General features: G+C 59.6%; 20 protein-coding genes. 16 read left to right on the forward strand and 4 right to left on the reverse strand.

All coding sequences use genetic code 11. The features are described from left to right. Positions 1-75 precede the first annotated feature (75 nt). The 13 genes from trmJ (at position 76) to AFK63_RS03565 (ending at position 13,396) form a co-directional block, all read left to right on the forward strand. Positions 76-819, forward strand: coding sequence for a tRNA (cytosine(32)/uridine(32)-2'-O)-methyltransferase TrmJ (gene trmJ / locus AFK63_RS03505; RefSeq protein WP_038861267.1), 744 nt, complete (start codon positions 76-78; stop codon positions 817-819). Positions 820-943: 124 nt separating this feature from the next. Next, a complete protein-coding gene (gene iscR / locus AFK63_RS03510; protein WP_038861268.1) occupies positions 944-1,432 on the forward strand; it encodes a Fe-S cluster assembly transcriptional regulator IscR in 489 nt (162 codons plus the stop codon). Positions 1,433-1,548: 116 nt separating this feature from the next. Further along, complete coding sequence (gene iscS / locus AFK63_RS03515) at positions 1,549-2,763, forward strand: cysteine desulfurase (protein WP_038861269.1); 1,215 nt, start codon at positions 1,549-1,551, stop codon at positions 2,761-2,763. Between the two features lie 28 nt (positions 2,764-2,791). Continuing rightward, positions 2,792-3,178 carry a Fe-S cluster assembly scaffold IscU gene (iscU, locus tag AFK63_RS03520; RefSeq protein WP_004385925.1) on the forward strand — a complete coding sequence of 129 codons (387 nt, stop codon included), beginning with the start codon at positions 2,792-2,794 and terminating at the stop codon, positions 3,176-3,178. A 24-nt stretch (positions 3,179-3,202) separates the two neighbouring features. After that, a complete protein-coding gene (gene iscA / locus AFK63_RS03525; protein ID WP_007712703.1) occupies positions 3,203-3,526 on the forward strand; it encodes an iron-sulfur cluster assembly protein IscA in 324 nt (107 codons plus the stop codon). Positions 3,527-3,608: 82 nt separating this feature from the next. Then, positions 3,609-4,124: a co-chaperone HscB gene (gene hscB, locus AFK63_RS03530; protein WP_038861270.1), complete on the forward strand. Its 516-nt coding sequence runs from the start codon at positions 3,609-3,611 to the stop codon at positions 4,122-4,124. A gap of 15 nt (positions 4,125-4,139) precedes the next feature. Continuing rightward, entirely contained in the window at positions 4,140-5,990 is a 1,851-nt protein-coding gene (gene hscA / locus AFK63_RS03535; RefSeq protein WP_038861271.1) for a Fe-S protein assembly chaperone HscA, read from the forward strand. A 1-nt stretch (position 5,991) separates the two neighbouring features. Further along, complete coding sequence (fdx, locus tag AFK63_RS03540) at positions 5,992-6,327, forward strand: ISC system 2Fe-2S type ferredoxin (RefSeq protein WP_004385928.1); 336 nt, start codon at positions 5,992-5,994, stop codon at positions 6,325-6,327. A 1-nt stretch (position 6,328) separates the two neighbouring features. Continuing rightward, positions 6,329-6,529, forward strand: coding sequence for a Fe-S cluster assembly protein IscX (iscX, locus tag AFK63_RS03545; protein ID WP_007664159.1), 201 nt, complete (start codon positions 6,329-6,331; stop codon positions 6,527-6,529). A 63-nt stretch (positions 6,530-6,592) separates the two neighbouring features. Continuing rightward, entirely contained in the window at positions 6,593-7,879 is a 1,287-nt protein-coding gene (pepB, locus tag AFK63_RS03550; RefSeq protein WP_038861272.1) for an aminopeptidase PepB, read from the forward strand. Between the two features lie 165 nt (positions 7,880-8,044). Continuing rightward, positions 8,045-8,842: an enhanced serine sensitivity protein SseB gene (gene sseB / locus AFK63_RS03555; protein ID WP_038861273.1), complete on the forward strand. Its 798-nt coding sequence runs from the start codon at positions 8,045-8,047 to the stop codon at positions 8,840-8,842. Between the two features lie 209 nt (positions 8,843-9,051). Next, entirely contained in the window at positions 9,052-11,160 is a 2,109-nt protein-coding gene (locus AFK63_RS03560) for a M48 family metallopeptidase (RefSeq protein ID WP_038861274.1), read from the forward strand. A gap of 112 nt (positions 11,161-11,272) precedes the next feature. Beyond that, on the forward strand, positions 11,273-13,396 hold the full coding sequence (locus AFK63_RS03565) for a M48 family metallopeptidase (protein ID WP_038861275.1): 2,124 nt from the start codon (positions 11,273-11,275) through the stop codon (positions 13,394-13,396). A 70-nt stretch (positions 13,397-13,466) separates the two neighbouring features. On the opposite strand, the gene AFK63_RS03570 is transcribed toward AFK63_RS03565, so the two are convergent. The 4 genes from AFK63_RS03570 to AFK63_RS03585 form a co-directional block, all read right to left on the reverse strand. Continuing rightward, positions 13,467-14,240 carry a MurR/RpiR family transcriptional regulator gene (locus tag AFK63_RS03570; protein ID WP_038861276.1) on the reverse strand — a complete coding sequence of 258 codons (774 nt, stop codon included), beginning with the start codon at positions 14,238-14,240 and terminating at the stop codon, positions 13,467-13,469. A gap of 3 nt (positions 14,241-14,243) precedes the next feature. Beyond that, positions 14,244-15,089, reverse strand: coding sequence for a 3-mercaptopyruvate sulfurtransferase (gene sseA, locus AFK63_RS03575; RefSeq protein WP_038861277.1), 846 nt, complete (start codon positions 15,087-15,089; stop codon positions 14,244-14,246). Positions 15,090-15,181: 92 nt separating this feature from the next. Continuing rightward, positions 15,182-16,546 (reverse strand): 6-phospho-alpha-glucosidase, encoded by a 1,365-nt coding sequence (locus AFK63_RS03580; RefSeq protein WP_038861278.1) that lies wholly within the window; start codon positions 16,544-16,546, stop codon positions 15,182-15,184. A 12-nt stretch (positions 16,547-16,558) separates the two neighbouring features. Then, positions 16,559-18,103, reverse strand: a complete 1,545-nt coding sequence (locus AFK63_RS03585; RefSeq protein ID WP_038861279.1) for a PTS transporter subunit EIIC — start codon at positions 18,101-18,103, stop codon at positions 16,559-16,561. 335 nt (positions 18,104-18,438) lie between these two features. Here AFK63_RS03585 and AFK63_RS03590 point away from each other — a divergent pair, with 335 nt between their 5' ends. The 3 genes from AFK63_RS03590 (at position 18,439) to ndk (ending at position 26,331) form a co-directional block, all read left to right on the forward strand. Next, a complete protein-coding gene (locus AFK63_RS03590) occupies positions 18,439-23,388 on the forward strand; it encodes an alpha-2-macroglobulin family protein (protein ID WP_038861280.1) in 4,950 nt (1,649 codons plus the stop codon). Between the two features lie 46 nt (positions 23,389-23,434). Then, entirely contained in the window at positions 23,435-25,732 is a 2,298-nt protein-coding gene (gene pbpC / locus AFK63_RS03595) for a peptidoglycan glycosyltransferase PbpC (protein WP_237584620.1), read from the forward strand. Positions 25,733-25,899: 167 nt separating this feature from the next. Then, positions 25,900-26,331 (forward strand): nucleoside-diphosphate kinase, encoded by a 432-nt coding sequence (gene ndk, locus AFK63_RS03600; protein ID WP_007712751.1) that lies wholly within the window; start codon positions 25,900-25,902, stop codon positions 26,329-26,331. Positions 26,332-26,426 lie beyond the last annotated feature (95 nt).

A 26,426-nucleotide genomic window follows, 5' to 3' on the forward strand; every position in this document is an offset into this window, starting at 1 on the left:
TATAGCAGAGGGTTCGGAATATGTCTCAGGTTTATGTTAGGATGTCCCGATATTCTTTATTCATACTGAGTCGCTATGCTGCAAAACATTCGTATCGTGCTGGTAGAAACCTCTCACACCGGCAACATGGGCTCTGTCGCCCGCGCCATGAAAACCATGGGCCTCACTAACCTGTGGCTGGTGAACCCGCTGGTGAAACCGGATTCGCAGGCTATCGCGCTCGCCGCCGGCGCCAGCGATGTGATCGGCAATGCTCACATCGTCGATACGCTTGATGAAGCGCTGGCGGGCTGTAGCCTGGTGGTCGGCACCAGCGCGCGTTCGCGCACGCTGCCCTGGCCGATGCTTGACCCACGCGAATGCGGTCTGAAGAGCGTCGCCGAAGGCGCGCACGCGCCGGTGGCCATTGTGTTTGGCCGCGAGCGTGTGGGGCTGACCAACGACGAGTTGCAAAAGTGCCACTATCACGTCGCCATTGCCGCGAACCCGGAGTACAGCTCGCTGAATCTCGCGATGGCGGTACAGGTCATCGCTTATGAAGTGCGCATGGCCTGGCTTGCTACGCAGGAGTCCGACACCGCAGCGCATCATGAAGAAGAAACGCCATATCCCCTGGTGGACGATCTGGAGCGTTTCTACGGCCATCTTGAGCAAGTTTTGCTCAGCACCGGCTTTATCCGCCCGAATCATCCCGGCCAGGTGATGAACAAATTACGCCGCCTGTTTACCCGCGCACGCCCGGAAAGTCAGGAACTTAACATTCTGCGCGGTATGCTGGCGTCGATAGAGAGCCCCCGTAAAGACGAGCCTAATACTTGAGTAAAATACTCGGGTAAATAGTTGACCAAATTACTCGGGAATGTCAGACTTGCGCCTGCTATGCAATACCCCCATTTTCATAAAAACCCCCGCGTCGAGGGGCGAGCTTGAGGTTAAGTAAGACATGAGACTGACATCTAAAGGGCGCTATGCCGTGACCGCAATGCTGGACGTTGCGCTCAACTCCGAAGCAGGTCCGGTGCCGTTGGCAGATATTTCTGAACGTCAGGGTATCTCCCTTTCTTATCTGGAGCAGTTGTTCTCTCGTCTGCGTAAAAATGGCCTGGTGGCCAGCGTACGCGGCCCGGGCGGCGGTTATCTGCTGGGTAAAGACGCGGGTCAGATTGCGGTTGGTGCAGTGATTAGCGCCGTTGATGAGTCTGTCGACGCGACGCGTTGTCAGGGCAAAGGCGGCTGCCAGGGCGGCGATAAATGCCTGACCCACGCGCTGTGGCGCGATTTAAGCGATCGCCTGACCGGTTTTCTGAACAACATCACCTTAGGTGAACTGGTGAACAACCAGGAAGTGCTGGACGTTTCTGACCGTCAGCACAATGAAGCACATCGCCCGACCCGCGCTCAGGACGCTATCGACGTTAAACTGCGCGCATAAAAAAATAATACGCTTTTCCCGAATCAGGCCAGGATGCTTCGGCATCCTGTAGACTGCGGCGTACATCCAGCCGGCTGCCTGATTCACCGCTTTGAGATGTACGGAGCTTAAGAGCAATGAAATTACCGATTTACCTCGATTACTCCGCGACCACGCCGGTGGACCCGCGCGTCGCCGAGAAAATGATGCAGTTTTTAACGATGGACGGAACCTTCGGTAACCCGGCCTCCCGCTCCCACCGCTTTGGCTGGCAGGCGGAAGAGGCGGTAGATATCGCCCGTAACCAGGTCGCCGATCTTATCGGCGCGGACCCGCGTGAAATCGTCTTTACCTCTGGCGCGACCGAATCCGACAACCTGGCTATCAAAGGTGCGGCCAATTTCTATCAGAAAAAAGGCAAGCACATCATCACCTGCAAAACCGAGCATAAAGCGGTTCTGGATACCTGCCGTCAGCTGGAGCGCGAAGGCTTTGAGGTGACCTACCTCGCCCCGCAGAGCAACGGCATTATCGATCTTAAAGCACTCGAAGCCGCGATGCGTGACGACACCATTCTGGTCTCCATCATGCACGTGAACAACGAAATCGGCGTGGTGCAGGATATCGCTACCATCGGCGAAATGTGCCGCGCGCGTGGCATCATCTACCACGTTGACGCCACCCAGAGCGTGGGCAAGCTGCCTATCGATCTGTCCCAGTTGAAAGTGGATCTGATGTCCTTCACCGGCCACAAAATCTATGGTCCGAAAGGCATCGGCGCGCTCTACGTGCGTCGTAAACCGCGTATTCGCATTGAAGCGCAGATGCACGGCGGCGGTCACGAGCGCGGCATGCGTTCCGGCACCCTGCCTGTTCACCAGATTGTCGGCATGGGCGAAGCCTATCGTATCGCTAAAGAAGAGATGGCGACCGAGATGGAGCGCCTGCGCGGCCTGCGCAACCGCCTGTGGAACGGCATCAAAGATATCGAAGAAGTTTACCTGAACGGCGACCTGGAGCAGGGCGTTCCGACCATCCTGAACGTGAGCTTCAACTACGTCGAAGGCGAGTCGCTGATCATGGCGCTGAAAGACCTGGCTGTTTCTTCGGGTTCCGCCTGTACGTCAGCGAGCCTTGAGCCGTCTTACGTACTGCGCGCGCTGGGTATGAATGACGAGCTGGCGCACAGCTCTATCCGTTTCTCTCTGGGCCGTTTCACGACTGAAGAAGAGATCGACTACACCATCGAACTGGTACGCAAATCCATCGGCCGTCTGCGCGACCTCTCTCCGCTGTGGGAGATGTTTAAGCAGGGCGTGGATTTAACCACCATCGAATGGGCTCATCATTAATCGGTATCGGATTCAGGAGAAATAACACATGGCATACAGCGAAAAAGTCATCGATCATTACGAAAACCCGCGCAACGTCGGCTCTTTTGACAACAACGACGACAACGTCGGCAGCGGCATGGTCGGCGCGCCGGCCTGCGGCGACGTGATGAAGTTGCAGATCAAAGTCAACAATGAAGGTATCATTGAAGACGCACGTTTTAAAACCTACGGCTGCGGCTCCGCAATTGCGTCCAGCTCGCTGGTCACCGAGTGGGTGAAAGGCAAATCCCTGGATGAAGCGCAGGCGATTAAAAATACCGATATCGCAGACGAACTCGAACTGCCGCCGGTGAAAATTCACTGCTCTATCCTGGCGGAAGACGCCATCAAAGCCGCCATTGCGGACTATAAAAGCAAACGTGAAGCAAAATAATCATTGATGAGTTGAGGTTGTAGTATGTCGATTACCCTTAGCGACACCGCCGCCGCGCGCGTCAACGCTTTCCTGGCCAACCGGGGTAAAGGTTTTGGCCTGCGTCTTGGCGTTCGCACGTCCGGCTGTTCCGGCATGGCCTATGTGCTGGAATTTGTTGACGCACCGCAGCCAGAAGACACGGTGTTCGAAGACAAGGGCGTGAAGGTGGTGGTCGATGGTAAAAGCCTGCAATTCCTTGATGGCACTCAGCTGGACTTCGTCAAAGAAGGCCTGAACGAAGGGTTTAAGTTCACTAACCCGAACGTAAAAGATGAGTGCGGCTGCGGCGAAAGCTTTAACGTCTGATAATCTTTCCCGCCTCTCCCCGTCTGCGCCAGCCGCAGGCGGGGTATTCGCTTTATCACGTTGACTGACCCCCGAGACTGTTATGGATTACTTCACCCTCTTTGGGCTGCAGGCCCGTTATGCGCTGGACAGTGCCCAACTGGCGACGCGTTACCAGGATCTGCAACGTAAGTATCATCCCGATAAATTCGCAAGCCACCCTCAGGCCGAACAACTGGCGGCGCTCTCCCAATCCGCGACCATCAACCAGGCATGGCAAACGCTGCGCCACCCGCTAACGCGCGCCGAATATCTGCTCTCGTTGCACGGTTTCGATCTGGCGAATGAACAGCACACCGTGCGCGACGCCGCGTTTCTGATGGAACAACTGGAGCTGCGCGAAGCGCTGGACGAGATTGAGCAGGCTAAAGACAGCGACCGCCTGGAGGCGTTCGTCCGTAACGTCAAAGCAATGTATAACGATCGCCATCAGCAAATGGTGACGGAGCTGGACGGCGAAGCATGGGCGCAGGCGGCCGACACGGTACGCAAGCTGCGTTTTCTCGATAAGCTTTTAAGCCAGTCAGAACAACTCGAAGAAAAGTTGCTCGATTTTTAATTCTGGAAGCTCAACATGGCCTTATTACAAATCAGTGAGCCCGGCATGAGTAGCGCGCCGCACCAGCGCAGGCTGGCGGCGGGCATCGATCTCGGCACCACCAACTCGCTGGTGGCGACGGTTCGCAGTGGGCAAACCGAAACGCTGGCGGATCATCAGGGTCGCCATCTGCTGCCGTCCGTGGTTCATTATCAGCAGCAGGGTTACACCGTGGGCTGGGACGCGCGTGCGCAAGCCGCCGCCGATCCGGTCAATACCATCAGCTCCGTAAAGCGCCTGATGGGCCGATCTCTCGCCGACATTCAGTCGCGCTATCCGCACCTGCCGTATCAGCTGCACGCGAGCGAAAACGGCCTGCCGATGATCGACACCCCGGCAGGACTGCTCAACCCGGTGCGCGTCTCCGCCGACATTCTTAAAACGCTCGCTGAACGCGCGCGCGAAGCGCTGGCGGGCGATCTCGACGGCGTGGTGATCACCGTTCCCGCCTACTTTGACGACGCGCAGCGTCAGGGCACCAAAGACGCGGCGCGTCTCGCCGGGCTGCACGTGCTGCGCCTGCTGAACGAGCCGACCGCAGCGGCGATCGCCTACGGCCTTGATTCCGGTCAGGAAGGCGTTATCGCCGTGTACGATTTGGGCGGCGGTACCTTTGATATCTCCGTGCTGCGCTTAAGCCGCGGCGTATTTGAAGTGCTGGCAACCGGGGGCGACTCCGCGCTCGGCGGCGACGACTTCGACCATCTGCTGGCGGACTATATTCGCGAGCAGGCAGGTATTGCCGATCGCAGCGACAACCGCATTCAGCGCCAGCTGCTTGACGCCGCAACCCAGGCTAAAATTGCGCTCAGCGACGCCGATATCGCGCAGGTCAACGTGGCGGGCTGGCAGGGCAGCGTGACCCGCGAACAGTTTAATGAACTCATCGCGCCGCTCGTCAAACGTACGCTGCTTTCTTGTCGTCGCGCGTTAAAAGACGCGGGCGTTGAGCCGAATGACGTGCTGGAAGTGGTCATGGTCGGCGGCTCGACCCGCGTGCCGCTGGTACGCGAGCGCGTTGGCGAATTCTTTGGCCGTACGCCGCTCACCTCCATCGACCCGGACCGCGTGGTCGCCATCGGCGCCGCGATCCAGGCCGATATTCTGGTCGGCAACAAGCCGGACAGCGAAATGCTGCTACTGGATGTCATTCCGCTCTCGCTTGGCCTTGAAACCATGGGCGGCCTGGTGGAGAAAGTGATCCCGCGCAACACCACTATTCCGGTGGCTCGCGCGCAGGAATTCACCACCTTCAAAGATGGCCAGACCGCAATGGCAATTCACGTGATGCAGGGCGAGCGCGAACTGGTGCAGGATTGCCGATCGCTTGCGCGCTTTACGCTGCGCGGCATTCCGGCGATGCCGGCGGGTGGCGCGCATATTCGCGTTACCTTTCAGGTGGATGCCGACGGCCTGCTGAGCGTCACCGCTATGGAGAAATCCACCGGCGTGGAAGCCTCCATCCAGGTAAAACCGTCCTACGGTCTGACCGATGGCGAAATCGCGAGCATGATTCAGGATTCCATGAGCTTTGCCGAGCATGACGTGAAAGCGCGCATGCTGGCCGAGCAGAAAGTGGAGGCCGCCCGCGTGCTGGAAAGCCTTGAAGGCGCGCTCAGGAGCGACGGCGCGCTGCTTAGCGCGACCGAGCGCGCCGCTATTGACGACGCGATGACGCAACTGCGCGCCGCCGCCGACGGCGACGACGCCCGCGCCATTGAAGATGCGATAAAAAATACAGATAAACAGACCCAGGAGTTCGCCGCTCGCCGCATGGATGAGTCCATCCGTCAGGCGCTGAAAGGCCACTCCGTCGACGAGGTTTAATATGCCTAAGATTGTTTTTTTGCCTCATCAGGATCTTTGCCCTGATGGCGCAGTACTGGAAGCGCAAAGCGGTGAAACTATTCTTGACGTTGCGCTGCGCAACGGCATTGAAATTGAACACGCCTGTGAAAAATCGTGCGCCTGCACGACCTGTCACTGCATCGTGCGTGAAGGCTTCGATTCGCTGCCGGAAAGCACCGAAGATGAAGACGATATGCTGGATAAAGCCTGGGGGCTTGAGCCGGAAAGCCGTCTGAGCTGTCAGGCGCGCGTCACTGACGAAGATCTGGTGGTGGAGATGCCGCGTTACACCATCAACCACGCCAGGGAGCATTAATATGGGACTGAAATGGACCGACAGCCGCGAAATCGGCGAGGCGCTGTATGACAGCCGCCCGGACGTAGACCCGAAAACCGTGCGCTTTACCGATATGCACCAGTGGATCTGCGATCTCGAGGATTTCGATGACGATCCACAGGCCTCTAACGAAAAGGTTTTAGAGGCTATACTGCTGGTCTGGTTAGACGAAGCAGAATAACGCAACGGGCTGCCAGAAGGCGGCCCGTTTTCGTTGCGCATAAGGCGATATAAGGAAAATAACATGACCGAAGCCATGAAGATTACGCTTTCCCACGAGCCTGCCGACGCTCGCTGGGGTGAAAAAGCCCTGTACAGTTTTACGCAAGACGGTATCGCTCTGCACCTGACGGGCAAAGACGATTTACATCTCATCCAGCGCGCCGGGCGCAAAATCGACGGGCAAGGGCTTAAACACGTTGAGCTTGCGGGCGAAGGCTGGGATGTCGAAAAAAGCTGGGCATTCTGGATGGGCTATCGCGGCCCCAAAGGCAAACGCACCGTCACCTGGGCGCCGCTCGACGACGCCCAGCAGAAAGAGCTTAACAGCCGCCTGAAAGTCATCGACTGGGTGCGCGATGTGATTAACGCCCCGGCGGAAGAGATGGGCCCGGAGCACCTCGCGCAGCGCGCGGTGGATCTGCTGGCGGATGTGGGCGGCGAGCGCGTAAGTTATCGCATCACTAAAGGTGAAGATCTGCGCGAGCAGAACTATCTGGGACTGCACACCGTCGGTCGCGGCTCAGAACGCCCGCCGGTGCTGCTGGCGCTCGATTTCAACCCGACGGGCGACGCGAACGCGCCGGTCTATGCCTGCCTCGTCGGAAAAGGCATTACGTTCGACTCCGGCGGCTACAGCATCAAACAGACCGCGTTTATGGATTCGATGAAATCCGACATGGGCGGCGCGGCGCTGGTAACCGGCTCGCTGGCCTTCGCCATTACCCGCGGCCTGAACAAGCGCGTGAAGCTCATTCTTTGCTGCGCGGATAACATGATTAGCGGCAACGCTTTCCGTCTGGGCGATATCATTCGTTACCGCAACGGCAAAACCGTCGAGGTGATGAACACCGACGCCGAAGGCCGCCTGGTGCTGGCGGACGGGCTGATTGACGCCAGCGCCCACAAGCCGGAGCTGATTATCGACGCCGCGACGCTGACCGGCGCGGCCAAAACCGCGCTTGGCAACGATTACCACGCGCTGTTCAGCTTTGACGACGCGCTCGCGAACCGTCTGCTGCAAAGCGCGCAGGCGGAAAACGAAGCCTTCTGGCGTCTGCCGCTGGCGGAGTTCCACCGTAACCAGTTGCCGTCTAACTTTGCCGAGCTGAATAACACCGCGGGCGGCGCATACCCGGCGGGCGCCAGCACCGCGGCGGGTTTCCTGTCGCACTTTGTGGAAAACTATCAGCAGGGCTGGCTGCATATCGACTGCTCCGCGACCTACCGCAAAGCGGCGGTCGAGCAGTGGGCGGCGGGCGCGACCGGCATCGGCGTGCGCACCCTGGCGAACCTGTTGACCGGCAAATAACATTAGCGGCGTTGATGGCGGTGGGTTAAGACGCGTGTGGCGGGGGCGCTGTGCTTACCCGCCTGACCAACGCCAACGTTACGCCGAGGGTTTTATCTTCTCCCTCAGGGGAGAGGGCCGGGGTGAGGGGATTTCTCTCACCCATTACTGACAAATAAAAAAGCTATGTCCGAAACGAAAAACGATAACAACGCAGAAAAAAACGAACTCGAAATCCTGCTTGAAAAAGCGGCCGCGGAGCCGGCGTTCCGTCCGGCCTTTTTCCGCACGCTGCTGGACTCTACGGTGTGGGTGCCGGGCGAGGCGGCAGATGGCGAAGCGGTCGTCGCCGAAAGCGCGGTGGATCTCCAGCACTGGGAAAAAGATGACGGCACCTCGGTGATTCCTTTTTTCAGCTCTCCTGCGGCCCTTGAGCAGGCGGTGGAAGGCGAACAGGCCTTCGTGGCGATGCCGGTGCGCACGCTGTTTGAAATGACGCTCGGCGAAACGCTATTCCTTAACGCCAAACTGCCGACCGGCAAAGAGTTCACGCCAAATGAGATTCGCCATCTGCTAAGCCCGGAAGGCTCGGCGCTCAGCCAGCAGGAAGTGCTGGAAGGCGGCGCCTCGCTGCTGCTGTCCGAAGTGGCTGAACCGCCCGCGCAGATGATTGAATCGCTGACGCTGCTGTTTAAAGAGATGAAAACGGTCAGGCGCGCCTGGCTGTGCTTGCTGAAAGAGCAGGCCGATCAGCCAGCAAACTTTCTTATTGGCATTGAGGCTGACGGCGATATTGAGGCCGTCATCAACGCTGCCGGCAGTGTGGCGACCGATACGCTGCCGGGCGATGAACCTGTCGATCTCTGTCAGGTCGTGGAAGGCGACAAGGGCATCAGCCACTTTATGATGGCGCACCTGACGCCGTTCTATGAGCGCCGCTGGGGCAGCTTCCTGCGCGACTTTAAACAAAACCGCATTATTTAACGTTATGCCTTCCCACGCGGCGCCCAACGCCGCGTTTTACTTCCTCGTTAACCCGTTGTTTTCTGTAGCAAGTCAAAATCTGGTAGGCCCGCCTGCGCACGCGCTTTGCTAAGCTTGCCGCCTTCTGCGCCCCCGTTACGTTTCTTTGCTGTTACGCTGCCTGAATGTGGGCGGGCGCCGTTCCTGTTTTATCGACCCGGGGCCAAACCATGAATAAAAAGAGCGTGACCTACCTCTTTTTAATACCGCTTATTCTGTTTTTCTATGCCGTCTGGCAGAACTGGCGCGTCAGTACCGTCGTGGATCGCGCGGACTATGAGTCGCATATCGTCGCGACCGCGAACCAATCGCCGCAGGCGACGCTCATGTACCGCCATGACAGGCAGGCGACGGAAATGCCTGCCACGCAAGCGCGCGAGCTGGCGCAGCAATATCTCAAAGAGAACCGTGACTGGATTAGCGCGGCGGATATTGAAAAGTTTCTGGCGCGCGGCGGCATGCTGTTTACGCTCATCAGCCTGCTGATTAACGCTGGCGCGGTAGGGTTGTGCCGCTTTTGCGTCATGCAGGGGCAGCGTTCCCAAAGCGCGTTATTGAGGGCGTTCTGGCTGTGCCGTCTGCTACTGCCTTTTATTATGGCCGCGCAGCTGTTGGTTGGTGCGGTTTATCAGTTCAGTATTCTTTTTTACGAAATCGTCTGGGCTGCGGTTACCTTTAAGCCGAAAATCAGCCCCGTTATGATTGGCCTCTATCTTCTGATTATCGCAGCCGTTGTGCTCTGGGTGTTCTGGCACATATTGATGGCCACTGCGAAATGCTTCGCGCTGTTCCGCCCGGTGCCGAAGCCGGTGATGGGCCATCGCGTGAGTCGCCGCGAAGCGCCTGCGCTCTGGCAGGCGGTGGATGCGCTGGCACGCGGCCCCGGCGCTGTCGTGCCGGAGAATATCGTGGTGGGGCTCACCGATAACTTCTACGTCACCGCCAGCCCGCTGCTGCTGAATACCGGCGAAACGGTCACCGGGCAGACGCTGTACTTCCCGCTCACCTGGGCCGCGCTGCTGAGCCCGGAGGAGATGACGGCGGTCGTTGGCCACGAGCTGGGGCACTTCTCGGGTAAAGACACCGAATTCAGCCAGCGCTTTTTGCCGCTCTATGATGGTTTCAGTCGCAGCCTTGATGTATTGGATCCTAAAGAAGGCAAAAAGCCCTACGTGGGGGTGGTTGAATTACGCACCGCGCTGTACAGCGCGCACTATTTCCTCGAACAGTTCCACGGTATGGTGATGATGTGGCGCCAGCGCCGCGAACACGCGGCCGATGAAGCAGGCGCGCAGGCCAGTTCGCCGCAGGCGCTCTCATCGGCGCTGCTGCGTATTGTGGCGCTGAGCGGCCCGGTGGAGGCGTATCTGAACGAGGTTTACCAGGCGAAAGTCCAGACTGATAACGTCGTGACCTCGCTGCTCGCGCACCTCTGCGGCCATCCGCTGCCGGACCCGCGCGATTATCTCGAACAAGAGATTTCGCACCCTTATGACTCTCACCCGTCGTGCCGTTCGCGTATTGAGGCGTTGGGCTGCTCCGTCGAGCTGTCGGCGATCCAGGCTTCACGTCCGGTCACCATGCAAAGTTACGCGCACCTGCAGACGCTGTTTGCTGATGTCGACGGGCTGGCGCGCGCGCTTACCGCACACCTCGCAGGCGAAGTCGCCGAACAGCGCAATGTCTGGCGCGAAGAGCTCAATACTGTGGTGCAGGCCGCTTCAGACGAAAAAGCCATCTACAGCCGCAGCCGGATTTCGCGCGGCGGCGTGCTGACCATCGTCACGTTTCTGTCGCTGCTTATCGCCTTCCACAGCGATCGCGAGTGGGATTACCCGCCCGGCAAGCGTGAGTTTACCGGGCTTATCCTCACGCTGGTGTTCGTCTATTTCTGCTGGCTTGGCGTTCGCAGCGTGCTGCGTTACTGGCGCGCCAGCAAGGAGCCCATCATGATCCTGACGCCGCAAAGCCTGATTTTCAGCGAGCTTACCGAGCCGGTGCCGCTTTCCGCGCTGACCGGCTATCAGTTCTTCCTCACGAAGAACGATATGCTGATAGAACTTGAATACAAAGAAGGCTACCAGCCTCCGCCGCTGGCTGGCTCGCGCTTTCGGGCGTATCGCCATGTGGATAAAAAAGCGCGCCAGATGCTGCTGGATGTGAGCGGCAAACTGCGTGATGCCGACAATAAACCGGTTTCGCAAGAACAACTGATGGAGCTGGTGGAATTGTACTTCCATGCGCCCGCCGCCCAGGCGGAACTCCATACGATGCAATAACCCACCGGCCCCGTCAGAGGGCTGTGGTTAAGGCGCCTGTCGGTGAACAGGCGCGTTTCACCGCGTGGGAACGCCCCCGCAGTCTATGGATGAACAAGGAAACGACGTAACGATGAACAGGAAGCATCTCGCTTATCTTTTTCTGGTGCCGCTGCTGGTGGCCTGCTATGCCGTCTGGCAGCACTGGCGGGTTAGCGATATCAACGAGAGCATTGACAGCTCAACCCACCTGATTCAGGTGGCGAGCGACGCGATGAAAGAGGATCCGAAAGCGATCATTGAATTTGAGAGCGACGGGAAAAACTACCGTGTTCCGGCGGCTGAAGTGATTGAAAGCGAACGGAGCATGCAAAACGAATATGCCGGGCAGATTATGCTGGCGCGCACCCAGAGCGGGCTGGCGTCATTCGCCATCGGCCTTGCGCTGCTCTGTATCGTGCTTAACGCTGGCGCCATCGCGCTGTGTCGTCGTAGCGTGACGATAGCGAAACAGTCGCAGGACGCGCTGGTGCAGGCGTTTGATAAGTGCCGCAAGCTGCTGCCGTGGCTGATGGTGACGCAGATCGTCTGCTGCGGTCTGGCGCTGTTCGCGGTTGTCGGGTACGAGACGCTCTGGTTCGCCACACACTTCAAAATGAACGCGGGCGGCATCAAAGTAATGTTCCTGGCGCTGCTGGTGCTGTTCGGTATCCTGTGGGTGCTTTATAAAAGCCTCGGCAGCATCCGCCGCTGCTTTGCGCTGTTCGAGCCGGAGCCGAACCACGTCGTGGGCCATAACCTGACGCGCGAGCAGGCACCCGCGCTCTGGAGTCTGGTGGCGTCGCTGTCACAGAAAACCGGGGCGATAATGCCGGATAACATCGTCGTCGGGATGCTGGAAGGCTTTTACGTCACCGCAAACGACGTGCAACTCGAAGATGGCCCGCTGTTGACCGGGCAGACGCTGTACTTCCCGCTCACCTGGGCGGCTATGCTCGATAAAGACGAAACCAGCGCGGTTATCGGTCATGAGCTTGGTCACTTCGCGGGTCAGGATACCCAATACAGCCTGCGCTTCGCGCCGCTTTACGCAGGTATCACCAACAGTATTCACACGATGGCGCAAAACCAGCAAAACGCGCCGTTTATCGATCATGTGGTGCTCTATCCGTCGCTCTATATGGGCGTCTATTTTATTGAGCAGTTGCATGAAACGGTGAGCCACTGGAGCCGCATTCGCGAGCACGCCGCTGACGAAATGGGCGCGCGCGCCAGCTCGCCGCAGGCGCTGGCTTCATCGCTGGTGCGTATTTCCGCCGTCAGCGAGCCGCTGAACAATACGCTGGAGGATTTCTTCAACGGCAAACCGGGCTTTGACGATCTGGTGGCCGCGCTGCTGACTCGCCTGCGTGAAGACGGTTTTGGCGATCCGCAGCGTTACCTGGAGCACAAAGCCGCGCACCCGACTGACAGCCATCCGCCGTCACGTTCGCGTATTGAGGCGCTCGGCTGCGCTATTGACGACACGCTGATTAGCCACGCCACACGACCGGCGCCGCAGGATCCGTGGGAAAATCTGCGTCTGTGGTTCGCACAGCCTGAAGCGCTCTCCAGCCAGATGACTGGCGAGCTGGCCGGGAAAGTCGCGGTGCATCGCGAAGAGTTCCGCCGCGAGCTGGAAGAGGTGGTTCAACAGTCCGGCGAGGCCGTCACCCTCTATTCTGGCAAAAAAGTGTTTTTCGTCGGCGGTATTCTGGCGGTAGTTCTGTTTGTCGCGACGTTCGCCATGCTGCAAATCGTTAATCCGTTTGCTATTCAGGGCTTTGAAGACGGAAAAATCGCCGCTATCGCGCTGGGAACAGGCTTACTGGGCTTGCTGACCTGCTTCGTGCTCTGGCAGCAGTGGCAGAAGCGTGAGATGCCGTTCCTGACCATGACGCCGGATGCGCTGCACTGCCGTCAGTTCACCGCCGGCATCCCACTCAGCGCGATTGACGATTTCTCAGTGCAAACCGCCAACGACACCACCACCGTAACGCTGATTTACCGCGAAGGGTTTGAACCGCCGCGCGCCGTCGGCGGCCGCTGGAAAAACTATACCCGGGTGAAGCGCGGCAAGCGCAAGCTGGCGTTCGTGTTTATCGGCGGGCTTCGCGAAGGCGAGAGCCGCACGGCATATTCCGCGGAAATGCTGGCGGAGCTGCTGGCGCGTAATCTTAACGCCATCCATGCACGCGACGCGCTGTCGCGTTTCTGAGGCGTAAAGCGCGCGGTCGTGGGCCGCGCGCTTTACGGTCGGCCCTGAGCCACCTCCAGAGGTGGTTTTTTTATTCCAGCGCCTGCAACAGCAGCAGATCGATAAGCATGACCAGATTAGATTCAAATGAGGTGATCCCGGCAGCCTCGGCGGCGTAATGGATGGCCTCGTCATAAAGCGGGAAATGCAGCCCGGACAGCGCCGCCAGTGGGTTGGCCGATGCGCGGGTAAACGCCACCACTTCCATGCCGACATTACGCGCAATACGCGCTTTATCGAGCACCTGTTCCGTTTCGCCGCTACGCGAGACCGCGATAAACACTTCATAGCGCGCCGCGTTGCTGAGAAAAATATTACGGCTGTCGCCGGGGCCGGAGATAAACGCCGTTTTGCCCAGCACCTGTAATTTTTTGGTCAGGTACTCGGCGAAAAGATAAGAAAACCCGGCACCGTAGAGAAAGAACCGCTCTTTTTGGCGTAGCAGCTGGCTGAAGGCCGCGATTTTCTCGGGCGTTACCCAGCGAAAGCTCTGCTGATAGTTATCGATAAAGCGTTCAAACAGCGCGGGCAGCGCCTCGGGTTCAGCGTCGGGTTCGATGGCGATATGGGGCGTGTCAGTAAGCAATTGCTTACAGTGCCAGATGAGTTCGCTGTAGCCGCTGAAACCCAGCTTATGGCACAGCCGCATAATAGTGGCGGTAGAAACAAACGTCTCCTGCGCCAGTTCGCGCACCGTGATATTCCCCACCCGCAGCGGATGCGCCGTCAGGTGGGAGAGCACGCGGTATTCGGCGCGGGTCAGCGATTCTCCGCGGGTTAACAGCGGCGCGAGGCGGCTGTCCATCGCTTACGCGGGCTCGACAGGCAGATCCTGACGGCCTCCCCATTCGCTCCAGGAGCCGTCATAGAGCGTCACATCACTTGCGCCAAGCGTGGCGAGGGCGAGCGTGACGACTGCCGCCGTTACGCCTGAGCCGCAGCTGGTGATAATCGGGCGATGCAGACTCACCCCCTGACGCGCAAAAATGCCAAGCAGTTCGTCAGTGGTTTTGAGCTGGCCTTTGACCACCAGATCGGTCCACGGCACGTTCAGCGCGCCGGGCATATGGCCGCGTCTGAGGCCTGGACGTGGTTCATCGGCTTCGGCGTTAAAGCGCGCCGCCGGGCGGGCATCGACAATCTGCGCGGTATTCTCATGGCTCGCCAGCAGCACGTCGGTCAGACGTTTAATCTGCCGCTCATCCAGTTTCGCCTCGAATTCGCCTTCCTGCGCCTCGACCGCGCCTTCCTGTAAGGGAAAACCGTCGCGCTGCCATTCGGCGAGGCCGCCTGCCAGAATCGAGACGTTCTGCACGCCGAACGCGCGCAGCATCCACCAGGCGCGCGGCGCAGAGAAGAGGTTGCCTTCGTCGTACACAATCAGGTGCTTGTCATCGCTGACGCCGAGCTCGCGCATGGCGACCGCGAAAGTTTCCGGGCGCGGCATCATATGAGGCAGGGGAGTGGCGTGATCGGACAGCGCTTCGATATCAAAAAAAAGCGCGCCGGGCAAATGGCCCGCCCGGTACTCTTGCGCCATATCGCGCAGATGTTCCTGTCCGGCAGGGGCCATGCGGGCGTCGAGGATCTGAATTTCCGGGTCGTCGATATGCTCTGCAAGCCAGTGGCTCGCGACAAAAAAGGATGTGGACATGGCGTTCTCCGTGTCATCGCTGAGAAACGGATTGTCAGCGCTTTTTCACCTCACCACAAGCCATCATTATTGATGCCGCGAGCGAGCTCCGGTTATAACGCCGCTTCTCCGTTCACCCAGGCTTTTTGCAGCGCCGGCCAGTAGTCGCGGTTCGCTTCGATCATATCATCGAGGATCGCTTTGGCGTGCTGCATCGTGGGTACCGTACGGTTAAGTGTAAACGCCTGCAGCGCTTTTTCGTAACTTCCCTCAAGCGTCGCCTCGACCAGCAGCTGCTCGGAGGCGAGCTGCTGCATGAGCAGCGTCTGGTGAAAGAGCGGCACCGCGCCCATACGCACCGGCTCCGGGCCTGCGGCGGTAATGTAAGCGGGCACTTCGACCATCGCGTCATAAGGCAGATTGGCGATAGCGCCTTTATTCTCGACAATCACCAGATGCCGCTGGCGTAAATCGAACGCCAGCGAGCAGGCGACATCCACAATAAACGCGCCGTGTACGCCCACATGGAACGCATCCGGGAGAATGCCGGTACGTTTGTACTCTTCCGCCGCCGCGAACAGTTTTTTCTCGCGCCCGTCCATCACTTCGTTAGCGCGCGTGTAGTTCGGATCCTGATGCTCAACGATATCGTTTGGCATCAGGTAATACTGTAAATAGGGGTTCGGCAGGTAATCCGGGAAGTGATCCATAATCGGCTTGATGTTGCGCCAGGTTTTCACCCAGGATGGATCGGAATGTTGCGGGTCTGTTTGCGCCGCGTCTTCCGTCAGCAGGCCGAACTTAGCGATATGACGGCGCAGCGCGGGAAGTTGATCCTCGCCATCCACCAGCACGCGGGTAAACCAGCCGAAGTGGTTCAGCCCGAAGTAATCCACTTCCAGCTTATGGCGGTCCACGCCGAGGATCGCGCCCATATTCCGCATCGCCGCCACCGGCATATCGCAGATATTAAGCACGCGCGCGGTCGGACGCAGGCGACGAACGCCTTCGGCCACAATCGCCGCCGGGTTGGAATAGTTCACAATCCAGGCTTTCGCATCGGCGTAACGCTCCACCATATCGATAAGCTCTACCATTGGCAAAATGGTGCGCAGGCCATACGCCAGACCGCCGGGGCCGCAGGTCTCCTGGCCCACCACGCCGTGGCGCAACGGAATTTTTTCATCTTGTTCGCGCATTTTGTACTGGCCAACGCGCATCTGGGCGAAGACAAAATGTGCGCCGCTGAACGCCACTTCCGGGTCGCTGGTGGTGGTGAATTTGATGGTCTCGCTGTGATCGCGGATCACTTTCTCCACGACCGGCGCGATCGTCTCCTGGCGCGCGCTGTCGATATCGTAAAGACGGATCTCGGCCAGTGGGAAATCGCTTAAGCGCACCATCAGGCTTTTCACGATGCCTGGCGTGTAAGTACTGCCGCCACCGGCGATAGATAAAATAAAGGGAGGTTTCAACATCATCAGCTCCTGTCAGAGAAACATTTCGACTGCTTCACGCATCTTTTTCACATGTAGCCCGTAGACCACCTGAACGTTATTACCTTGTTTAATCACCCCTTTCGCGCCCGTGGCTTTTAGTCGGGGTTCATCGATAGCGGCGACGTCGCGCACCGTGACGCGCAGCCGCGTATAACAGTTATCCACCACTTCGATATTGGTCCGGCCGCCCAGACCTTCGATAATCGCTTCGCTGAGGCCGTCATTAGCGCCTTTCGCCAGGTACTCCTGCTTGCTGTAGAGCCGCGTCTCTTCGTTCTCCTCTTCGCGCCCGGGTGTTTTCATGTTGAAACGCAGGATCAGGAAGCGGAACACCGTGAAATAGAGCGCCGCCATGATGAGCCCCACCAGCAGGTACATCGGCCAGTTCGATTTTTCCGTGCCAAGCGGCAGGTTGTAGAGAATGAAATCGATAATGCCGTTAGCGCCGATGGCGTGAACGTCGAGCAGATAAAAGAGCATCATGCCGATCCCGGTCAGCACCGCGTGCACCACAAACAGCAGCGGCGCGATAAACAGGAATGAAAATTCGATAGGCTCGGTGACGCCGACCAGCAGCGACGTCAGCGCCGCCGGGATGAGAATGGCTTTGGCGGCGGCTTTACGCTCCGGCTTCGCCGTCATATACATCGCGAGCGCGGCGGCGGGCAGACCGAACATTTTGCTGATGCCGCGCGCGTCCCACACAACCGTCGAACTTAGCTGCGTGACGGAAGGACAGGCCATTTCGGCAAAATAAATGTTGCGCGCGCCCTGATAGACCGTGCCGCACACCTCCTGCGTGCCGCCAAGCTCGGTATAAAGGAACGGCGTGTAGACCAGATGATGCAGGCCGGTTGGCACCAGGATGCGTTCAAGGAAGCCATACACCGCCACGCCAAACGGGCCCGCGCCTTTAATAGCCAGCGCCATCGTGCTGATGCCGTGCTGGGCGAAGGGCCACAGTTCGCTCATCACCACGCCCAGCACCATTGACACCGGCAGCATAATGATGGCGACAAAACAGTGGCCGGAGTAAATCGCCATCGCGCCGGAAAACTGCACGCCGGAGTAGCGGTTATAGAGCCAGCCGGAGAGCGCGCCGGTAAGAATGCCCGCGAACACGCCCATCTCCAGCACCTGTACGCCAAGCACCATACTTTGCCCGGCCGCGCGCATCTGGTCGGCGGGCGCGAGTTCGCCCTGGATCTGTAGCGTCACGCTCATGGCGTTGATAAAAACAATAAAAGTCACAAGGCCTGTCAGCGCCGCATAGCCTTTGTCACGTGACGCAAGGCCAATGGGAATGCCGACCGCGAATACCAGCGCCAGGTTCGCCAGCACCGATACCGCCGATTTGGCGATAAGCTGCCCGGTCTGCTGCAGCGCCGGATGACCGAGAAAAGGCAGATACTCTGCAAGACTGCCGTTGCCCAGCACGTTGCCGAACGCGATAAACAGGCCGACTATCGGTAATATCAATACGGGTCCGTAAAGGGACTTTCCAAAATTTTGTAAGGCGTTCACGGCGTATTTCATTTAGCTCTCTCTTTTTTATCGTCTGGCTAAACGCGTCTGGCTACATCACCTGTTGCGCAGAGGCACCGCTCAAAGGTAGCAATCCGCCGCGTGGGTAATCCAGTTATCTGATTGTTTTAAAAACAAATAACTCAAAAGGTAACATGTAACGTTACGCGTTGTGATCGCGGTAACAGCTGAAGAGAAGGACGGGAGCGAACAGCGTTTTGCAGGCCGTTGCAGAGAATTTGCAAAGCATCGTCCGCTATTCATTTTTGGTGGTTTTTGTTGTCATCACTTTTAAGCATAATAGCCGCCGTTACCGGAACCGACGGCCGCGATGGCCAGGGAAAACTATGAAATCACTGCGTCTGGCTGTCATCGCGACAGCGTTACTGGCGTCTTTCACTCTCGGCGGGTGCGACGACAAGGAAAGTGCTTCCGCCGATGCATCCTCGCCGGCTGCCCAAAGCAGCGCCGCGCCTGCGGCTAAGCCCCAGGCAGCCGACCTGCAAAAACTGGCGCAGCAAAGCGCCGGTAAGCCTCTCAAACTCCAGGATGCTTCCGAGATCCAGCTCGACGGCGCCAGCACGCTGGTGCTGACCTTCTCCGTGCCGCTCGATCCCAACCAGGATTTTGGCCGCGTGGTGCATCTTGTCGATAAAAAAGATGGCAAGGTGGACGGCGCCTGGGAGCTTGCCCCGAATTTAAAAGAGCTGCGTCTGCGCCACCTTGAGCCTAACCGCGAACTGGTGCTGAGCGTCGATCGCGAACTGCTGGCGCTCAATAAAGCGTCGTTCGGCATGGCTTATGAGAAAACCCTGACCACGCGCGATATCGCGCCGAGCGTCGGTTTCGCCAGCCGCGGCTCGCTGCTGCCGACCAAAGTCGTGCAGGGGCTGCCGGTCATGGCGCTCAATATCTCAAGCGTTGACGTTAACTTTTATCGGGTGAAGCCGGAATCTCTGGCGGCGATGGTCAGCCAGTGGGAGTACCGTAATTCGCTCAGCAACTGGGAATCTGACCAGCTGCTGAAAATGGCGGATCTGGTCTATACCGGGCGGTTTGACCTCAACCCGGCGCGCAACACGCGCGAAAAACTGCTGCTGCCGTTAAGCGATATCAAGCCGCTGCAACAGCCGGGCGTCTATCTGGCGGTGATGAATCAGGCGGGGCATTACAATTACAGTAACGCCGCGACGCTCTTTACGCTGAGCGACGTCGGTCTTTCGCTGCACCGCTATCATGATCGCATGGATATTTTCACCCAGAGCCTGGAGAACGGCGCGGCGCAAAGCGGTGTGGAGGTGCGTCTCTTAAACGACAAAGGGCAGACGCTGGCGGAGGCAACCAGCGACAATACCGGCCACGCGCGTCTCGACAACCCGAAAGAGGCGGCGCTGGTGCTGGCCCGGATGGGCGAGCAGACGACGATGCTCGATCTCAACCTCCCTGCGCTCGATCTGGCGGAGTTCGATACCGGCGGCGAGCGCGGCTTCAGCAAACAGTTCTTTATGTTTGGCCCACGCGATCTCTATCGCCCTGGCGAAACGGTGATCGTTAACGGTCTGCTGCGCGACAGCGACGGCAAACCGCTTTCGGCGCAGCCGGTGAAATTCGAAGTGGTTCGCCCGGACGGCCAGGTGGCGCGCACGCAGGTAGTCGAGCCGAACAACGGGCTTTATCAGCTCACCTGGACGCTGGACGATCGGGCCGCGACCGGTCAGTGGGTCATTCGCGCCAACACGGGCGACAACCAGAACCGCAACTGGCTGTTCCAGGTTGAAGACTTCATGCCGGAGCGCATGGCGCTCAATCTTAATGTGCAGAAAGCGCCGCTGGCGCCTGCCGATACCGTAAATATCGGCATTGAAGGACACTACCTCTACGGTGCGCCTGCGGCAGGCAACAGCGTGCAGGGGCAACTCTATCTGCGTCCGCTACGTGACGCGGTGCCGCAGCTGCCGGGTTTCCAGTTCGGCAACATTGCGGAGGAGAACCTCTCCCGCAGCCTGGATGAAGTCCAGCTAAATCTTGATGACGCCGGTGTGGCGCAGGTCTCCACCGAAAGTCAGTGGCAGGACGCGCGTTCTCCGCTGCGCTTTATTGTGCAGGCGAGCCTGCTGGAATCGGGCGGTCGCCCGGTGACTCGCCGCGCCGAACAGGCCATCTGGCCCGCCGACGCGCTGGTGGGCATTCGTCCGCAGTTTGGCGAAAAAGCGGTTTATGACTACCGTACCGACGACACCGTTAACCAGCCGATGGTCGATGAAAACGGCAGCGCCGGTTTCGATATCGTCTATGCCAACGCGCAGGGCGAAAAAATCGCCGTGAAAGGGCTGAAAGTGCGTCTGGTGCGCGAGCGCCGCGACTACTACTGGAATTGGTCAGATTCTGAAGGCTGGCTGTCGCAGTTCGATCAAAAAGATCTGGTGGAAGCCGAGCAGACTATCGATCTGGCGGCGGGCGAAACCGGCAAAGTGTCTTTCCCGGTGGAGTGGGGCTCTTATCGCCTTGAAGTGGTATCGCCTGACGAACTGGTCAGCAGCATGCGCTTCTGGGCCGGTTACAGCTGGCAGGACAACAGCGATGGCGCCAGCGCGCCGCGACCGGATCGCGTCACGCTGAAAATCGACAAACCGTTCTACCAGCCGGGCGACACCATCAAGCTGCACATTGCCGCGCCAGCCGCAGGCAAAGGCTATGCGATGGTGGAATCCTCTGAAGGCCCGCTGTGGTGGCAGGAGATAGACGTGCCGGAGAAAGGGCTTGATCTGGACATTCCGGTCGATAAAGTCTGGAAGCGTCACGATCTTTACCTCAGCACGCTGGTCGTGCGCCCCGGCGACAAATCCCGTTCCGCGACGCAAAAACGCGCGGTCGGCCTGCTGCATCTGCCGATGGGCGATGAAAACCGCCGCCTGAACCTGACGCTGGACACGCCTGCCAAAATGCGCCCGGACAGCACGCTGTCGGTGAAAGTGAAAGCCAGCGTGAAAAACGGCGAGCTGCCGAAGCAGATCAACGTACTGGTCTCGGCAGTAGACAGCGGCGTACTGAACATTACCGATTACGTCACGCCAGACCCGTGGCGCGGCTTCTTTGGCAAGAAACGCTATGGCGCGGATATTTATGATATCTACGGCCAGGTGATTGAAGGCCAGGGACGTCTGGCGGCGCTGCGCTTCGGCGGCGACGGCGATGAGCTGAACCGTGGCGGTAAACCGCCGGTTAACCATGTCACCATCATCGCCGAACAGGCGGTGCCGGTGCAGTTAAACGCGCAGGGCGAAGGCACAATTACGCTGCCGGTTGGCGACTTTAATGGCGAACTGCGCGTCATGGCGCAGGCCTGGAGCGACGATCGCTTCGGCAGCGGTGAAAGCAAAGTGATTGTGGCCGCGCCGGTGATCGCTGAGATGAGCACGCCGCGCTTCCTCGCGGGCGGCGACATCTCGCGCCTGGCGCTGGACGTCACCAACCTGACGGAGCAGCCGCAGCAGCTTAACGTCAACTTCAGCGCCAGCGGGCTGGTGCGTCTTGACGCGCAGACTTCTCAGCAGGTGAGCCTGAAAGCGGGCGGGCGCACAACCCTGTTTGTACCGGTCGCTGCCAGTGAAGGCTTCGGCGACGGGGCGATAGAGGCGCAGATCACGGGCCTGTCGCTGCCGGGCGAGCGTTTCGCGCCGCTCAAGCGGGAATGGAAAATCGGCGTACGTCCGGCGTATCCGGCGCAAACTATTAACAGCGGAGCGATGCTGCGCCCGGGTGAAATCTGGACCGTTCCGGCTTCGCACCTGCAAGGGCTGAACGCCTCGACGCTTGAGGGGCGGTTGCTGTTAAGCGGTCGCCCGCCGCTCAATATCGCGCGTTATATTGAAGAGTTGCGCGCCTATCCTTACGGCTGCCTTGAGCAGACTACCAGCGGTCTGTTCCCGTCGCTTTATACCAGCGCCGCGCAGTTGAAAGCGCTCGGTATCAAAGGCGATACCGACGAGCAGCGCCGCGCGGCGGTGGATATCGGCATCGCCCGCCTGCTGGAGATGCAGCGCGAGGAGGGCGGCTTCGGTTTGTGGGATAAAGAAAGTCCGGAAGAGTTCTGGGCGACCGCCTACGTGACCGATTTCCTTGTGCGCGCGGGCGAGCAGGGGTACAGCGTACCTGCAGATGCGCTGAATAAAGCCAATGCGCGCCTGCTGCGTTACCTGCAGGATCCGGGCACCATCGCGCTGCGCTACAGCGAAAATAACGCGGCTTCGCGCTTTGCGGTGCAGGCTTATGCCGGACTGGTGCTGGCGCGTCAGCAGAAAGCGCCGCTCGGCGCGTTGCGTGACGCCTGGGAGCATCGCGCACAAGCGGGCGGCGGTCTGCCGCTGCTGCAGCTTGGCGTCGCCCTGAAACTGATGGGCGATGCGCCGCGCAGCAAAGCCGCGCTGGATCTGGGTGTGAAAACCGAGCGTCCACGCAACCTCGGCTGGCTTGGCGACTACGGCAGCGACCTGCGTGACGACGCGCTGAAGCTGAGCCTGCTGCAGGAATATAACCTGCAGCCCGACCAGCAGAGCACGCTGCTGTCTGCGCTCTCTGATGAGGCGTACGGCGAGCGCTGGCTCTCTACGCAGGAAAGCAACGCGCTGTTCCTGGCGGGCCGCAACCTGGTGAACCAGCCGGGCGACTGGCAGGCGCAAACCACGCTTGCCGGACAGTTCATGAGCGGAGACAAAGCGCAGAGCGTGGCGCTGGACGCCGACAAGCTCAGTGCATTGCAGGTGACCAACACGGCCCAGACTCCGCTCTGGTTGCGTCTCGACAGCCAGGGGTATCCGGACGCCGCGCCACAGCCTGCCGGCAACGTACTGCATATTGAGCGCCATTACCTCAACAGCAAGGGCGAGTCGGTGTCGCTATCGAGCCTGAAGAGCGGTGAACTGGTGATGGTGTGGCTGAACGTCTGGGCGGAAAAAACGGTGCCTGACGCGCTGGTAGTTGATCTGCTGCCTGCCGGGCTTGAACTGGAAAACCAGAACCTCGCTAACGCCAGCGCCAGCCTGAGCAGCGCCAGTGGCGAGGCGGGTGAACTTATCAGCCGCATGCAGCAGATGGATATTCAACATATGGAGTTCCGCGATGATCGCTTCGTCGCCGCACTGCCTGTGAATGAGGGCATGAACGCCACGCTGGTTTATATGGCGCGCGCGGTCACGCCGGGCACTTATAAAGTGCCGGCACCACAGGTGGAGTCGATGTACGTGCCGCAATGGCGCGCGACTGGTGCGACTATCCCTGCGCTGACTATCTACCCCTGACAGGTGAGCTGTGATTAAAAGCCTGTTGAAAAGGCGCCGCCGCTGGATGATTCTGGCGGCGGCGCCGCTTTTATTGTGCGCCGCGCTGTGGCTTGCCGATAAACTCTGGCCGCTGCCGCTGTATGAGGTGCAGCCCGCACGCGTGGTGGTGGCGCAGGACGGTACGCCGCTGTGGCGCTTCGCCGATAAAAACGGTATCTGGCGCTACCCCGTCACCATTGAGGATGTGTCGCCGCGCTATCTTGAGGCGCTGCTGAACTATGAAGACCGCTGGTTCTGGCGTCACCCCGGCATCAACCCGCTCGCCATCGCCCGCGCGGCCTGGCAGGATCTCCGCTCCGGCTCGGTCGTCTCCGGCGGCAGCACGCTGACGATGCAGGTTGCGCGCCTCCTGGATCCGCATCCGCGCACCTTCGGCGGCAAGCTGCGCCAGGTGTGGCGGGCGATGCAGCTTGAATGGCATCTCTCGAAAGCGGACATTCTCACGCTGTATCTGAATCGCGCGCCGTTTGGCGGCACGCTGCAGGGCATCGGTGCCGCGAGCTGGGTCTATCTCGGCAAGCCGCCTTCGCGGCTGAGCTATTCCGACGCCGCGCTGCTGGCGGTGCTGCCGCAGGCGCCGAGCCGTCTGCGTCCGGACCGCTGGCCGGATCGCGCCCAGGCGGCACGCGATAAAGTCCTGCGCCGTATGGCGACGCAAGGCGTCTGGAGCGAGAAACAGGTGCGGGAGTCGCTGGAGGAGCCCGTGTGGCTTGCGCCACGACAGATGCCGCAGCTTGCGCCATTGCTCTCACGCCGCCTTGTCACCCAGCGGCGTGAAACCAAAATCACCACCACGCTCGACGCAGGGCTACAGCGCCAGCTGGAAGATCTCGCGCTCAACTGGAAGGGCCGTCTCCCGGCCCGTACCTCACTTGCCATTCTCGTGGTCGACCACACCACAATGGAAGTACGCGGCTGGGTCGGCTCGGCGGATATCAACGACGACGCGCGCTTCGGGCATGTCGATATGGTGACGGCCATCCGCTCGCCGGGCTCGGTGTTAAAGCCGTTCGTTTACGGGCTCGCGCTCGATGAAGGGCTGATCCATCCAGCGTCGCTGTTGCAGGATGTGCCGCGCCGTTTCGGCGACTATCGTCCCGGCAACTTTGACAGCGGCTTTAACGGCCCGGTCAGCATGAGCGAGGCGCTGGTGCGATCGCTTAATCTGCCGGCGGTGCAGGTGCTGGAAGCCTACGGGCCGAAGCGCTTTACGGCCCGGTTGCGTAACGTCGGGCTGGCGCTGCGCTTCCCGCCGACGGCGCAGCCGAGCCTGGCGGTCATTCTGGGCGGCGCGGGTGCTCGTCTTGATGAAATTGTGGCGGCGTACAGCGCATTCGCCCGTCACGGTCAGGCGGCGCGCCTGCGCGTGGTGAAGGGGGATCCGCTGCTGGAGCGACCGCTAATGTCGCCGGGCGCTGCATGGATTATCCGCCGTATTCTTGCTAACGAGGCGCAACCGCTGCCGGACGGCTCGCTGCCGCAGGTGGTGCCGCTTGCCTGGAAAACCGGCACCAGCTACGGCTACCGCGACGCCTGGGCGGTGGGCGTCACGTCGCGCTACCTGATTGGCGTCTGGACGGGACGCCCGGATGCGACGCCTGTCGCCGGGCAGTTCGGCTTTGCCAGCGCCGTACCGGTGCTTAACCAGGTCAATAATTTGCTGCAGGCGGGCGCCGCCTCGGCGGTGCAGCAGGCCCGGGAGCCGGTCGATCCGCGCCCGGCATCGGTGTCTTCAGGAACTATCTGCTGGCCGGGCGGGCAGCATCTGCCCCCAGGCGACACTAACTGTCGCCGCCGGTTATCGACGTGGCTGCTGGATAACAGCGAGCCACCGACGCTGCTTGCCGACGGGCAGGAGGGCAGCCGCGGCATTCAGTTCCCGCTGTGGCTGAACGAGAAAGGCGAGCGGGTGGCGGCGGATTGTCCACACGTCGCTGAAAGCCGGCTGCTGCTCTGGCCGCTGCCGCTTGAACCGTGGCTGCCGCCGGGCGAACGGCGGGCCGCGCGCCTGCCGCCGGTCTCCGCGCAGTGTCCGCCTGTACATCAGCAGGATTTGGCGCCGCTGCTGCTGACCGGCGTGCGCGAAGGCGCCGTTCTGAAGCGACTGCCAGGGCAAGCCTCGCTCTCCTTACCGCTACGCAGTCAGGGCGGCGGCGGGCGTCACTGGTGGTTTTTGAACGGCGAACCGCTGGAAAAAGAGGGCGACAGCGTGACGCTGACATTTACCGGGAGCGGCGACTATCAGGTGTTGCTGATGGATGAGGCCGGACAGATTGCCGCCGCGCAGTTCCGCGTGGAATAACCGAAGAGGGGTAAAAACTGCGCTTTCGACATTAAGTGTTGCCGAAGGTAATATTATTTTAAAAAAATGTTACCCCTAACTGTAGGCAAGGATAACGTTGCTCATTATAATCGGCGCCAATTCTAAACTGGCCTGTCGGGCAAACAGAACAACTTACAGAGGTAATCATGGCAATTGAGCGCACTTTTTCCATCATCAAGCCGAACGCAGTCGCTAAAAACGTTATCGGCAGCATTTTCGCGCGTTTTGAATCCGCTGGCTTCAAAATCATCGGCACCAAAATGCTGCACCTGTCCGTTGAGCAGGCGCGTGGCTTCTACGCTGAGCACGAAGGCAAACCGTTCTTCGACGGCCTGGTGGAATTCATGACCTCTGGCCCTATCGTGGTTTCCGTTCTGGAAAGCGAAAACGCGGTACAGCGTCATCGCGATCTGCTGGGCGCGACTAACCCGGCTAACGCGCTGGCAGGCACCCTGCGCGCTGATTACGCGGACAGCTTTACCGAAAACGGCACCCACGGTTCCGATTCCGTTGAGTCCGCTAACCGCGAAATCGCTTATTTCTTCGGCGAAGGCGAAATCTGCCCGCGCACTCGCTAATGTAGCGAAACGGCAAAGCGACATTTACATTTTATTTTCATGATGTCGCTTTAAGCCGTGGCGTCACTGCCATAGAATTTGTACAATGCTGCGCC

It is taken from the genome of Cronobacter muytjensii ATCC 51329 (assembly GCF_001277195.1).
Classification (GTDB): domain Bacteria; phylum Pseudomonadota; class Gammaproteobacteria; order Enterobacterales; family Enterobacteriaceae; genus Cronobacter; species Cronobacter muytjensii.

Excerpts from the sequence above, each read along its gene's own strand:
- pbpC (WP_237584620.1), top strand. The coding sequence starts at position 23,435 with ATGATTCTGGCGGCGGCGCCGCTTTTATTGTGCGCCGCGCTGTGGCTT.
- iscS (WP_038861269.1), top strand. The coding sequence starts at position 1,549 with ATGAAATTACCGATTTACCTCGATTACTCCGCGACCACGCCGGTGGAC.
- iscR (WP_038861268.1), top strand. The coding sequence starts at position 944 with ATGAGACTGACATCTAAAGGGCGCTATGCCGTGACCGCAATGCTGGAC.
- AFK63_RS03585 (WP_038861279.1), bottom strand. The coding sequence starts at position 18,103 with ATGAAATACGCCGTGAACGCCTTACAAAATTTTGGAAAGTCCCTTTAC.
- trmJ (WP_038861267.1), top strand. The coding sequence starts at position 76 with ATGCTGCAAAACATTCGTATCGTGCTGGTAGAAACCTCTCACACCGGC.
- AFK63_RS03560 (WP_038861274.1), top strand. The coding sequence starts at position 9,052 with ATGAATAAAAAGAGCGTGACCTACCTCTTTTTAATACCGCTTATTCTG.
- AFK63_RS03570 (WP_038861276.1), bottom strand. The coding sequence starts at position 14,240 with ATGGACAGCCGCCTCGCGCCGCTGTTAACCCGCGGAGAATCGCTGACC.
- fdx (WP_004385928.1), top strand. The coding sequence starts at position 5,992 with ATGCCTAAGATTGTTTTTTTGCCTCATCAGGATCTTTGCCCTGATGGC.
- AFK63_RS03565 (WP_038861275.1), top strand. The coding sequence starts at position 11,273 with ATGAACAGGAAGCATCTCGCTTATCTTTTTCTGGTGCCGCTGCTGGTG.
- hscA (WP_038861271.1), top strand. The coding sequence starts at position 4,140 with ATGGCCTTATTACAAATCAGTGAGCCCGGCATGAGTAGCGCGCCGCAC.
- iscU (WP_004385925.1), top strand. The coding sequence starts at position 2,792 with ATGGCATACAGCGAAAAAGTCATCGATCATTACGAAAACCCGCGCAAC.
- iscA (WP_007712703.1), top strand. The coding sequence starts at position 3,203 with ATGTCGATTACCCTTAGCGACACCGCCGCCGCGCGCGTCAACGCTTTC.
- AFK63_RS03580 (WP_038861278.1), bottom strand. The coding sequence starts at position 16,546 with ATGTTGAAACCTCCCTTTATTTTATCTATCGCCGGTGGCGGCAGTACT.
- pepB (WP_038861272.1), top strand. The coding sequence starts at position 6,593 with ATGACCGAAGCCATGAAGATTACGCTTTCCCACGAGCCTGCCGACGCT.
- iscX (WP_007664159.1), top strand. The coding sequence starts at position 6,329 with ATGGGACTGAAATGGACCGACAGCCGCGAAATCGGCGAGGCGCTGTAT.
- sseB (WP_038861273.1), top strand. The coding sequence starts at position 8,045 with ATGTCCGAAACGAAAAACGATAACAACGCAGAAAAAAACGAACTCGAA.
- ndk (WP_007712751.1), top strand. The coding sequence starts at position 25,900 with ATGGCAATTGAGCGCACTTTTTCCATCATCAAGCCGAACGCAGTCGCT.
- hscB (WP_038861270.1), top strand. The coding sequence starts at position 3,609 with ATGGATTACTTCACCCTCTTTGGGCTGCAGGCCCGTTATGCGCTGGAC.
- AFK63_RS03590 (WP_038861280.1), top strand. The coding sequence starts at position 18,439 with ATGAAATCACTGCGTCTGGCTGTCATCGCGACAGCGTTACTGGCGTCT.
- sseA (WP_038861277.1), bottom strand. The coding sequence starts at position 15,089 with ATGTCCACATCCTTTTTTGTCGCGAGCCACTGGCTTGCAGAGCATATC.